Origin of the sequence: Ekhidna sp. (assembly GCF_965247405.1) — a bacterium.
Classification (GTDB): domain Bacteria; phylum Bacteroidota; class Bacteroidia; order Cytophagales; family Cyclobacteriaceae; genus Ekhidna.
In genome coordinates, this window is sequence record NZ_OZ252014.1 from 3,011,307 (window position 1) to 3,021,394 (window position 10,088).

Here is a 10,088-nt window from a genome sequence, read left to right on the forward strand (position 1 = left end):
AACGATTTTATGGAATTTAGTGATATAGCGTCTGTTTCCGGAAAAGGAACCCTTTTTAAAGTTATTCAACCAACACGCACCGGAGTAATACTGGAAAGCCTGGATGAGCACAAAAAGAAAATGGTGGCCACCATGCACAATAAAGTGAGCATTCTTTCTGAAATATCTATTTATACCACCGATACTGAAGGCGCTGTTCCTTTGGAGGATGTGATGAGAAAGATCCATAAAGAATTTGACGGGGATACTGATTTGGACAAAAATAGTAGTCCTGAAGAGTTGAAGGCATTTCTGAAGTTTGTGCTTCCTGATTATGACGAAGGTCGAGTATACGTTTCAGATATTAAGAAGGTGGTGAGCTGGTACGGTCAGCTGGTTAAACAGGCTCCTGACGCACTGAAAGAGAAGAAGGAAGAAAAGAAAGCTTCAAAAAAGGCAACCAAGAAAGAAGAGGAAGAAGGTGAGTGAGGTCAAATACAAATTTAGAGTAAGGTGGGCTGATCTGGATCCCAACGGTCATATGCGCCACACGGCTTACAATGATTATTGTGCGCAGGCACGACTGATGTATTTTGAAGATATCAGCATGCCATTTCATAAGCTGATAAAAATGGGAGTGGGCCCGATACTTTTCAGAGAAGACACCCGGTTTTTTAAAGAGGTGAGAATGAATGAGGAGTTTGAGGTTGGTTTCACTATCTCCAAGCTTAGAAAAGATGGATCGAAGTGGTCATTTCGACATAATATCTACACGCATGATGGAAGCTTATCCGCCAAAGTAGACGTGGATGGCGCCTGGCTAGATCTCAATAGGCGCAAAACAACTGTTCCACCATCGGAACTTACAGACATTCTCTTGGAAGATGCCGTAAAATCAGATGATTTTGAGTGGATTCCGGATAAAATTAAGGCTTAAACTCATCCGGCACCTCACAATTTAGTCTCCTTCGCGTATCTACCAGGTGGAATATTTTCCATCCACCTTCACGTTTGATCAGGTGAAAAGCATCCACCCCGCAGTGTGAAAACTGATCATCCACATAAAAGGCATAATCTACCCAGACAGAGGCTAGGTTCCCATCTATTTCCACTTTTTCATTCCAGATGGGTTCATTCCAGACCTGATCTTTTGGTTGACCTATAGCATCAATAAATCGCTGAAAATTGTCGGTTACAAGCTGTGATTTACCTTCTTTATTTATGAAGGCTGTGAATGTATTTGGGTTCTCAGTGAAGCTTTGTTTTAGCATGGTGCTGTCGTTGGTGCGCATGGCTTCAAATACCCGGTTAACGACCTTCATGATTTCACTTTTTTCATCACTTTGTGCAAATGAGAAAGTAGAAACTGCACAAAAAATGACAATTAATATTTTTTTCATTGTTGAGTTTTTTAAAGTCAATAAAAATGGCTGATCATTGCTTTAATCAGCATTGCTATGGATGAAGTTACTTTACTAAGACACAGTTATCAACTGATTCGCAAGGATTTAGGATTGGAGGAACAATTGGAATTTGAGAATGGGAAAAATCAATTTGATCGGTTGGAAGAATATCTCACCAAACAGGTCAATTACCTGCTTGATCATGATTTGAATTGTTTATTAAATGCCCTTTATCGCATCGATATTCCTGAAAACAAGGTAAAAGGCCTTCTTCAGCATTCAAAGCAGGGAGAGATTGCCAGGAATATAGCTAAGGCAATCATTGAGCGCGAAAAACAAAAAGTCCTTACCCGGCAGCAGTATCGGCCTTCATGAATGAGGTGGCATGCTCAACCATTTTAGCTGATCCAATATACAATGGAGATCGCTGGTGAAATGTGGTAGGCTGAATATCCAAAATCCGCTCCGAACCATTTGTAGCTACTCCGCCGGATTGCTCGGCAATAAATGCAAGTGCGTTACATTCATAAAGGAGTCTCAATTTTCCATTAGGGGCTTTTTCGGTGTTTGGGTATAAATATATGCCTCCTTTCATCATGTTTCTATGAAAATCTGCCACCAATGAACCAATATAACGAGCGGTCATTCCTTTTTGCTTACAGTCTTCTACATATTCTCTCACCCACTCATCAAATGCATAGTAGTTGCCTTCGTTAATGGAATAAATTTTTCCGTCTTTCGGACATTTCATCAGGTTGTGTGATAGGACAAACTCCCCCAAACTAGGCTCAAGGGTAAACCCATGCACCCCTCGTCCGGTCGTATAAACCAGCATGGTTGAGGATCCATATAAGATATAGCCAGCAGCCACTTGTTCGGTACCTTTTTGTAAAACATCTTCTTCCTGTACAGGTCCTCCTACCGGAGAGATACGCTTATAAATGGAGAAAATCGTTCCAATGGAAACATTCACATCAATATTGGAGCTTCCATCCAGTGGATCAATCGCCACCACATATCTACAATTAGGGTTGAGATGAATGATCTCCTGTTCTTCCTCAGATACCACAGCACAGGTCATCCCTCCATTGCGAAGTGCACGTGTAAATCGAATATCGGCGACCACATCGAGTTTCTGCTGATCTTCTCCCTGCACATTTTTTTCACCAAATCCACCGGTGATATCTAATAACCCTGATTTATTCACCTCTTTATTAATGATTTTGCCCGCCAGTGCGATATCTCTTAAAAGTTGAGACAATTCGCCGGTTGCAGAGGAAAATTCATCCTCTTTTTGCTTAATAAAGCGGTCTAAGGTTGTTCCTATCGGTAGGCCAAGCTTACTTTTGTTCATCAGGGGTGTTTGTTCAGAATTTTATTTTGACTTTCGAACCACGAAATTAATTCATTCACTAGTTATAACGTTTGCATTATGCAGATTTTCAAGTTTGGGGGAGCATCAGTTAAAGATGCTTCAGGTGTAAAAAATTTGACTGAGATTGTTTCCTCTTTCGACTCGAAGAATGTAGTTGTAGTTGTTTCAGCCATGGGTAAAACCACAAATAAACTTGAAGAACTAGTCAAGCAGGCCCATGCTGGGGATGACTATAGCCAGACTTTAAAGGAATTGAAGGACTACCATCATGAGATTGCACAGGATCTCCTGGATGAATTACCTGAACGCTATATTCAATTTGAACAATCTTTGGAGCAGGTACTAAAGGAATTAAATAATTGCGAGCCCATGCTGGCCTATGACAAAGTGGTGCCTTATGGAGAGCTTTTATCCACTTCAATCATTGCTGCCTATTTGGATCAACATGTATCATGCACCTGGTTTGATGCACGGTCAGTGATTCGTACAGATCAGTACTTCACAGAAGCCAACGTGGATTGGGTAGTCACTGAAAAGCAAATAATTACATCTTTAAAACCTGTAGCTGAAGCGTCAGTGGTAGTTACTCAGGGTTTCATAGGATCTGATGTGGAAGGTAATTCCACAACGCTGGGACGGGAGGGATCGGATTATACTGGAGCTATTTTGGCTTACTGTCTCAATGCGGACGGATTTACTGTTTGGAAAGATGTTCCGGGCATTTTAAATGCTGACCCGCGAATATTGGAGGGAACTGAACAATATGAAAAGCTTAGCTATCGCGAGGTGACTGAAATGACCTACTATGGCGCGCAAGTCATTCATCCAAAAACACTTAAACCCATAGCTCAAAAAAGCATTCCGTTGATTGTTCGTTCGTTTTTGGATAAAGGAAAGCAGGGGACTACTATTGCGACAGAGAACACCACTAAAATGATTCCATGCTTCGTCTTTAAAGGGAATCAGTTGCTAGTCACCGCACAGGTAAAAGACCACAGCTTCATGGATGAAAAGAAACTAGGGTTAATCCTTCAGGTACTTGATTTATTGAATATCAAGATCAACCTGATGCAAAATTCGGCGCTTACGTTTTCATTCTGTATTGATAACAAAGAATTTAAATCTAAGCGGATTAAGGAGTTGCTAAACAGAGACTTTATGCTTTCGTTTGAAAGTCCGTTGAATTTGGCAACCATTAAAAATTACACACCAGACTCATTCAATAAACTGCCGTGGAATCGCACAGTGATTATGGAGCAAAAGACGGCTAACAACTATCAGGTGCTTTACAGGTAAGTACTTACTATTCCTTTTTTGCTTTCACTCCTCATTCCCTTGGGAGAGTAGCCGGTAGGCGCTCGAGACTTGGGAATCTCCTTGCAGATTTCCAAGTCTCACTCGTACCTCGTTCGCATTGGAATAGCGCAAGAGCGGGGATAAAATCGATGAGTTTAAGTGAATTTTTTTAAGGTTTGAACAATGCCTGAGAGATATGAACTTCCAAAAAGGTTCACATGAACAAGTAGGGGGTAAAGGTTGTGTAAGTCTATTCGTTCATCAAATCCTGGCTCCAATGGGTATTGCTCATTGTAATAATGATAGAATTTTGGTGAAAAACCCCCAAAAAGCTGTGTAAAGGCCAGTTCAGTTTCCCGATGGCCGAAATGAACAGCAGGGTCGAATATAGATGCTTCACCTTCGGAGTTGATCATGAAATTCCCACTCCAGAGGTCTCCGTGTAAAAGTGCCGGTGGTTCATCAGGGATTAATTCTTCAAATTGTTGAAATAGCAGATCAAATTTCTTCTGAATATTTGTATCGATTAAACCCTTAGATGAAGCCATGTTCATCTGAGGTTTTAAACGTTCGTTAATAAAGAATGAATACCAGCTTTGGTGTTGTTTATTTGACTGAGGTAAACTCCCAATAAAGTTGTCATGATCCAACCCAAACTGGTCCATTGTTACCTGATGCTGAAGAGCCAGGTTACGACCAAAATTTTCCCAGAATTGATCATTTTGGCTTCCTTTATTAATCCATTCAGTAATCAGATAAGATTTTCCGCCCATTTCACCGAATGAGATCACACTTGGTGAATGAACAGGGGAATGTGCGTTTAATATAGCCAATCCCTTTTTTTCCACACGAAACATATCCAAAAGTGGACTTTTGTTCCATTTGAGGAAATAATCTCCACTGTCAGTTTTTACCTGAAATGCATTGTTTATGCAGCCTCCTGCAATTGAGTGATATGATATAAGAGAGGTTTTTAGTTTGTTGCTGATGACTTTTTGAATGAAGTCACTCATAGATTATGCGCTTTCCTGATATGATCCAGAAACTGGTCTAGCGAGCGATCCAGCATTTGATAGACCTGTTCAAATCCGTTAACACCTCCATAATAGGGATCAGGAACATCTTCACCTTTACCGTATGGATCAAAATCTCTCATCAATAATAATTTCGATGGCTCTTCACCCATCTCCCGTATCATGTTTTGGTAGTTTGAACGATCCATTGCCAGCAGATAATCAAACTCAGTTTGATGATGTTTTTTGAATTGCTGCCCCGTATGATTAACAGGTGTGCGATGTTTTTCAGCGATTTCTATTGTTCTGGGATCTGGATTTTCACCAACATGATAGTTGGCAGTGCCAGCTGAATCAGTGGTTATTTTGTTGCTTAAACCCGTCTCAAGTAGCTTTTTTCTGAAAATTGCTTCTGCTAAAGGGGACCTGCAAATATTTCCTAAACAAACAAATAAAACTTTTATCATAATTAGGTGGTTACTTTTTTTGATTAGATAGTATATATCTAATGCATAACACAAATTTATTCATACACCTGTTTGACAAGTAAAAAAGAAAGTCCCGTTTTTGACGGGACTTTTCTTTTTTTATACGATTCTAAAATCTTATCTAATACTCAATCCTACACCTGCAGTAAAGGTGTTGTATTTCTGGATAGAATAGTCTGCATGAACTGTGAGGATAAGCAGTTTGATCTGAGCTCCAATGGTAACTCTTGGTGAACTACCACCTCCGAAAGAGAGATCGATAGGATCTTGAACTGTTTCAGTCTGGAAGCCGTCAGAGTAAACGAACTCACCATTTACCTTAAATGAACTGCCTGCAATGTTGTAACCTAATCCTACATAAGGAGTGAAAATAGCTAGCTTTTTGGATGCAAGCACCTGTATCACTGTTGATGAGGCCTTGAATTCAGCAGTACCGTCAGCTGAATAGGTATAGCCATTCGAGTCTGTTGATGATTCATCGATATCAAACTCAGCTTTTAAACTAGTGTGACCTACAAACGCGGAAATATCCATGGGAACTAGTTTTAATCCCGGAATCCATTGCTTTACATCATGCAATACACCTACTCCCCACATATTGAAGCTGAGATCGTCTGTATTTATTGATGGTACAAATCTTATTTTTAAGTCAGTATTCTTGACCAAGCCAATACCGAGATGGAATGTTGGGACAGGAAACCCTGCAATTGGTAAATCTTCGGTATCATAACCATCTGCTGCAGGGAATGGATCAGATTCATTTGTGAAGTTAATAGCTCCAATTTGCGCATTTCCTCTAACAACAAGTTCTTCATTTGTTGGTCCCCCAACAGCAGTTGGGAGGGTCGCTTCTGAGCCAGTTCTAAGCTGTAGATTGCTAAAATCAGCATTTCTGAACTGCCAAAGCTTATCATCATCAGGAATATTTGCAATATTAGCTGATACGGTCAAGTCAAAGCCCAAAAGCTTGTGAGTTTTAGCTGTATTTACCCACCCGCCACTCAAGCCATTATTAAATGACATCATGATAGGATCAATATAGCTTTCAAGGTATTTTTCTGCATCTTCAGGTCCTGCCCTGAATACCTCTCCAAAGTCCTGAGACTTAGCTGTGTGGCTAATGAAGAAGAGGCCAACAAGCATTAGGGTTAAAATCTTAGTAGTGTGGTTTTTCATAATCATGGTGTTTGATTCCGATTCATTAAAGATAAATGATTCATTTATACTGCAATTAACCAAGATTCTGCCACTTTTTTGATCCCCTAAACATGGTATTTTCATTCATTGGTCGAAATTCTTGGTCTCTCCATTATTTTGGTCTAATTTCGCATTTAGGAAAAATTCCTAAATGGAAATTACTAATCAAATAAAAGAACGACTGAGTGATGTAGGCTTAAAGGCTACACACCCAAGAATTACCGTACTGAGGGAGTTAATGGTCTCAAATGACCATCCCACTGCGGAAGCGATCCATGAAACGATCAAGGTGGATAACCCATCAATCTCTCTTGGGAGCGTTTACAGGGTTTTGGATGTATTGGTCGATTCCGGACTCATCCAAAGGGTTTCGGTTCGTTCAGGATCTAAGCGATATGATGCGAACATGAATCCTCATGGACATATTTATTGTCTGAAAACGAATAGAATTCAGGATTTCTATGACGAGGAACTGTATGGGTTGATTAATGATTTCTTCAGGAAGAAACGAATAAAGAATTTTCGAATAAACGAAATAAAGCTACAGGTCAATGGAGAACGAATTGACCCGGAAGCGGATGTAAAAATTTTATAAATCACTTTTAAACAATTAAAACAAACGTAAAAAATGTCTTTAGTAGGAAAAAAAGCACCTATCGTAAATGCACCAGCTGTAATCAATGGCGAAGAAATCGTAGAAAACTTTTCTCTTGACCAGTACATTGGTAAGAAAGAAGTAATCTTTTTCTTCTACCCAAAAGATTTCACTTTCGTGTGCCCAACTGAAATTCATGCTTTCCAGGAAAAGCTTGCTGAATTTGAGAAAAGAGGGGTAGCAGTGGTTGGAGCTTCGTGCGATACAGAAGAAACTCACCTGGCATGGTTGATGACAGATAAAGATAAAGGTGGAATCTCAGGTGTTACATATCCATTGGTAGCTGACCCCTCTAAAACGGTAGCAACAAACTTTGGTGTACTTGCCGGAGATTGGTCATACGACGAAGAAGGAAACCTTGAATTTGAAGGAGCTCCTGTAGCATTCAGAGGTACATTCTTCATCGACAAAGAAGGAGTTGTGAGACATGAAACGATCAACGATCTTCCACTTGGGAGAAATATTGATGAGATGATTCGAATTGTAGATGCATGGCAGCATGTTGAGAAGCACGGCGAAGTATGCCCTGCAAACTGGGAAGAAGGTAAAACAGCAATGAGTGCTACCAGAGATGGAGTAGCTGAGTACCTTTCAAATAACTAAGAGAATTTTAGTCTGATGATTTGAGGCTGATCACAATGTGGTCAGCCTTTTTTATTTCAATTGAGTGGTTTGTGTACTATTGCATGTAATGTCAATGAAAATGATCAGTGAAGGCACTTGTAGTTAAATCAACCGGGCTTTGGTATGAGGTGCTGGCCGAAAATAAACGGCTGGTGGCTCGGCTTAGGGGAAAGTTTAAGCTGGAAGATAAGAAGATCACCAACCCAATAGCAGCTGGTGACTGGGTGGAAGTGGAAGCAAACCAGCAGGTTGATGGTGAATGGGTCATAACTCAGATTTATGAGCGTGAAAATTACATGATTCGAGAGAGCCCGAGGAAAAAGGGGCATGATCATCTCATTGCCTCGAATATCAATCAAGGTATTTTGATCGTAACTTTAAAGAAACCACGCACTTCTACCGGCTTCATCGATCGGTTTTTGATTACTTTGGAGAGCTTTCGCATACCGGGAATCATCCTTGTTAATAAACGAGATTTATACAAGGAAAAGGAAATTGAACGTTTCGAAGAACTGAAATCCATCTACACGGATATTGGGTATGAAGTTCATTTATGCCAGTTCGAAAGAGAAGTTGATCCAAAAGTATCAGAGCTTTTCAGAAATAAAACCAGTTTGCTTTGTGGTCATAGCGGGGCAGGTAAGTCCACGTTGATTAATTGTTTAATCCCTCATGCAAGTCAGGAAGTAAAAGAAATTTCTGATTTTGCCAATAAGGGTGTGCATACTACCACCTTTGCAGAAATGTTTTTTCTGGATGATAAATCAGCCATCATTGACACGCCCGGGATAAAAGAACTTGGTCTTTCTGAAATAGAATCGGAAGAACTATCGCACTACTTTCCGGAAATGAGAAATTTTTTAGGTCAATGTAAATTCCACAATTGTCTGCACGAAAATGAACCAGGCTGTAAGGTCAAAGAAGCAGTAGGAGACACAATTTCACAACTGAGATATGATGGATATTTGTCTATTTTGAGGGGGGAAGATAACCGCAAATAACAAAGGGTCGCCCGAGCGGACGACCCCATCACACAACCAACCTAACTCACTATTACTAGTGTATGTGTATAACACACAAAATACCATGAGTGTTCGTTTAATTTAAAAATCTTTAGTGATTTCAGAGAGCCGTTAGAGTAGCTTTAAAAAGTGAAAAATCAGTTTAAGGTTACCCTGTTTTATACATTGCTTGATTTCGTAGAAACACCTTTTTCGGAGAGCTGAATCTTCCTCTTTTGAACGATTCAGCTCTTTTATTTTCTGACAAACCCTTAAGGTGGATTCCTGGTGCTTGGTTCTGTATCTGAACTGATGATCGGATAATGAGCCCATCACCTTCCTTTTTTTTACTAAAATGTTGTTGGTAAAAGCATAGTTCCAGTTTCGGGAAGAGCGAATCCAGAAATCGAAATCCTCATAAGAGAGCGATTCATCGTATCCACCTAATTCTTCTAGAACCTCCCTTCTTATCATCATCGAGGGAGGTGAGATAAAATACCTTTTGATCAGGTCGAGGTAAATATCTCCTTCCGGAATATCTTGCTGAATAGAGCCATTTTGGTTTTTAAAATGGGGGTCAAGATCATCTCCTTCCTGATCTATGTTCATTACATCGCAAAATGTAACGCCCGCATTGGTTTTCATAAATGTGTTTATCCCCTCCAGTATTCTATCAGGCATTAAAATATCGTCAGCCGCCAGGTCTATGATAAATTCACCTTTTGATTGAAAAAAACCACGATTGAAAGCTGCACAATTACCAATTCGGGATTCAATATCAATGAACTTTACACCTTCCCCTTTCAAAATGGATTCGATCATTTCCTTGCTTCCATCTGTACTGCCATCATCCACCACGATTAGTTCAATATAAGGGTAGCTTTGTTTCCAAACAGACTGTATGGCTTCCCGAACGTAGGGGAGCTGATTGTGACATAAACAAATGACAGAAACCAATGGCAATTGATTCATTTTAGTAATATCACATTTGAGATCGTTTTTAGCAATTTAACTCAAGTGAAAATTGACAGCAAGAGCAATTTGAATAGGAAGTTAA

13 protein-coding genes are annotated in these 10,088 nt (G+C 39.9%); 7 read left to right on the forward strand and 6 right to left on the reverse strand.

The annotated features are described in order from the left end of the window. Nucleotides 1-9: 9 nt before the first annotated feature. Nucleotides 10-468: a DUF5606 domain-containing protein gene (locus ACP14Y_RS13920; protein WP_424963541.1), complete on the forward strand. Its 459-nt coding sequence runs from the start codon at nucleotides 10-12 to the stop codon at nucleotides 466-468. After that, nucleotides 461-916 (forward strand): acyl-CoA thioesterase, encoded by a 456-nt coding sequence (locus tag ACP14Y_RS13925; protein WP_424963542.1) that lies wholly within the window; start codon nucleotides 461-463, stop codon nucleotides 914-916. The genes ACP14Y_RS13920 and ACP14Y_RS13925 overlap by 8 nt, the downstream gene beginning before the upstream one ends. Here the strand turns inward: ACP14Y_RS13925 and ACP14Y_RS13930 are convergent. Continuing rightward, the gene (locus ACP14Y_RS13930) at nucleotides 906-1,379 is read right to left on the reverse strand and encodes a nuclear transport factor 2 family protein (RefSeq protein ID WP_424963543.1); all 474 of its coding nucleotides are present in this window, start codon (nucleotides 1,377-1,379) and stop codon (nucleotides 906-908) included. The two genes, ACP14Y_RS13925 and ACP14Y_RS13930, sit on opposite strands and share 11 nt — an antisense overlap. A 57-nt stretch (nucleotides 1,380-1,436) precedes the next feature. Between ACP14Y_RS13930 and ACP14Y_RS13935 the strand changes: the two genes are divergently transcribed. Further along, a complete protein-coding gene (locus ACP14Y_RS13935) occupies nucleotides 1,437-1,757 on the forward strand; it encodes a hypothetical protein (RefSeq protein ID WP_424963544.1) in 321 nt (106 codons plus the stop codon). Here ACP14Y_RS13935 and fbp read toward each other — a convergent pair. After that, nucleotides 1,729-2,736: a class 1 fructose-bisphosphatase gene (gene fbp, locus ACP14Y_RS13940; protein WP_424963545.1), complete on the reverse strand. Its 1,008-nt coding sequence runs from the start codon at nucleotides 2,734-2,736 to the stop codon at nucleotides 1,729-1,731. The genes ACP14Y_RS13935 and fbp overlap by 29 nt on opposite strands. Nucleotides 2,737-2,814: 78 nt before the next feature. Between fbp and ACP14Y_RS13945 the strand changes: the two genes are divergently transcribed. Continuing rightward, nucleotides 2,815-4,053 carry an aspartate kinase gene (locus tag ACP14Y_RS13945; protein ID WP_424963546.1) on the forward strand — a complete coding sequence of 413 codons (1,239 nt, stop codon included), beginning with the start codon at nucleotides 2,815-2,817 and terminating at the stop codon, nucleotides 4,051-4,053. A 155-nt stretch (nucleotides 4,054-4,208) separates the two neighbouring features. On the opposite strand, the gene ACP14Y_RS13950 is transcribed toward ACP14Y_RS13945, so the two are convergent. The 3 genes from ACP14Y_RS13950 to ACP14Y_RS13960 all read right to left on the reverse strand — a co-directional run bounded on the left by ACP14Y_RS13950 (nucleotide 4,209) and on the right by ACP14Y_RS13960 (nucleotide 6,730). Next, nucleotides 4,209-5,066, reverse strand: coding sequence for a fructosamine kinase family protein (locus ACP14Y_RS13950; RefSeq protein ID WP_424963547.1), 858 nt, complete (start codon nucleotides 5,064-5,066; stop codon nucleotides 4,209-4,211). Then, nucleotides 5,063-5,533 (reverse strand): low molecular weight protein-tyrosine-phosphatase, encoded by a 471-nt coding sequence (locus ACP14Y_RS13955; protein ID WP_424963548.1) that lies wholly within the window; start codon nucleotides 5,531-5,533, stop codon nucleotides 5,063-5,065. Before ACP14Y_RS13955 ends, ACP14Y_RS13950 begins: the two co-directional genes overlap by 4 nt. A 138-nt stretch (nucleotides 5,534-5,671) precedes the next feature. Then, nucleotides 5,672-6,730, reverse strand: coding sequence for a DUF6588 family protein (locus ACP14Y_RS13960; protein WP_424963549.1), 1,059 nt, complete (start codon nucleotides 6,728-6,730; stop codon nucleotides 5,672-5,674). 172 nt (nucleotides 6,731-6,902) lie between these two features. Between ACP14Y_RS13960 and ACP14Y_RS13965 the strand changes: the two genes are divergently transcribed. The 3 genes from ACP14Y_RS13965 to rsgA all read left to right on the forward strand — a co-directional run bounded on the left by ACP14Y_RS13965 (nucleotide 6,903) and on the right by rsgA (nucleotide 9,031). After that, nucleotides 6,903-7,346 carry a Fur family transcriptional regulator gene (locus ACP14Y_RS13965; RefSeq protein WP_424963550.1) on the forward strand — a complete coding sequence of 148 codons (444 nt, stop codon included), beginning with the start codon at nucleotides 6,903-6,905 and terminating at the stop codon, nucleotides 7,344-7,346. Nucleotides 7,347-7,379: 33 nt separating this feature from the next. After that, a complete protein-coding gene (locus ACP14Y_RS13970; protein WP_424963551.1) occupies nucleotides 7,380-8,009 on the forward strand; it encodes a peroxiredoxin in 630 nt (209 codons plus the stop codon). Between the two features lie 107 nt (nucleotides 8,010-8,116). Beyond that, nucleotides 8,117-9,031 (forward strand): ribosome small subunit-dependent GTPase A, encoded by a 915-nt coding sequence (gene rsgA / locus ACP14Y_RS13975; protein WP_424963552.1) that lies wholly within the window; start codon nucleotides 8,117-8,119, stop codon nucleotides 9,029-9,031. Between the two features lie 132 nt (nucleotides 9,032-9,163). On the opposite strand, the gene ACP14Y_RS13980 is transcribed toward rsgA, so the two are convergent. After that, entirely contained in the window at nucleotides 9,164-10,003 is an 840-nt protein-coding gene (locus tag ACP14Y_RS13980) for a glycosyltransferase (RefSeq protein WP_424963553.1), read from the reverse strand. Nucleotides 10,004-10,088 lie beyond the last annotated feature (85 nt).

Coding starts and splice junctions, on each gene's coding strand:
- ACP14Y_RS13950 (WP_424963547.1), bottom strand. CDS start 5,066: ATGAGTGACTTCATTCAAAAAGTCATCAGCAACAAACTAAAAACCTCT.
- ACP14Y_RS13980 (WP_424963553.1), bottom strand. CDS start 10,003: ATGAATCAATTGCCATTGGTTTCTGTCATTTGTTTATGTCACAATCAG.
- fbp (WP_424963545.1), bottom strand. CDS start 2,736: ATGAACAAAAGTAAGCTTGGCCTACCGATAGGAACAACCTTAGACCGC.
- ACP14Y_RS13930 (WP_424963543.1), bottom strand. CDS start 1,379: ATGAAAAAAATATTAATTGTCATTTTTTGTGCAGTTTCTACTTTCTCA.
- ACP14Y_RS13955 (WP_424963548.1), bottom strand. CDS start 5,533: ATGATAAAAGTTTTATTTGTTTGTTTAGGAAATATTTGCAGGTCCCCT.
- ACP14Y_RS13965 (WP_424963550.1), top strand. CDS start 6,903: ATGGAAATTACTAATCAAATAAAAGAACGACTGAGTGATGTAGGCTTA.
- ACP14Y_RS13945 (WP_424963546.1), top strand. CDS start 2,815: ATGCAGATTTTCAAGTTTGGGGGAGCATCAGTTAAAGATGCTTCAGGT.
- ACP14Y_RS13920 (WP_424963541.1), top strand. CDS start 10: ATGGAATTTAGTGATATAGCGTCTGTTTCCGGAAAAGGAACCCTTTTT.
- ACP14Y_RS13960 (WP_424963549.1), bottom strand. CDS start 6,730: ATGAAAAACCACACTACTAAGATTTTAACCCTAATGCTTGTTGGCCTC.
- ACP14Y_RS13935 (WP_424963544.1), top strand. CDS start 1,437: ATGGATGAAGTTACTTTACTAAGACACAGTTATCAACTGATTCGCAAG.
- ACP14Y_RS13970 (WP_424963551.1), top strand. CDS start 7,380: ATGTCTTTAGTAGGAAAAAAAGCACCTATCGTAAATGCACCAGCTGTA.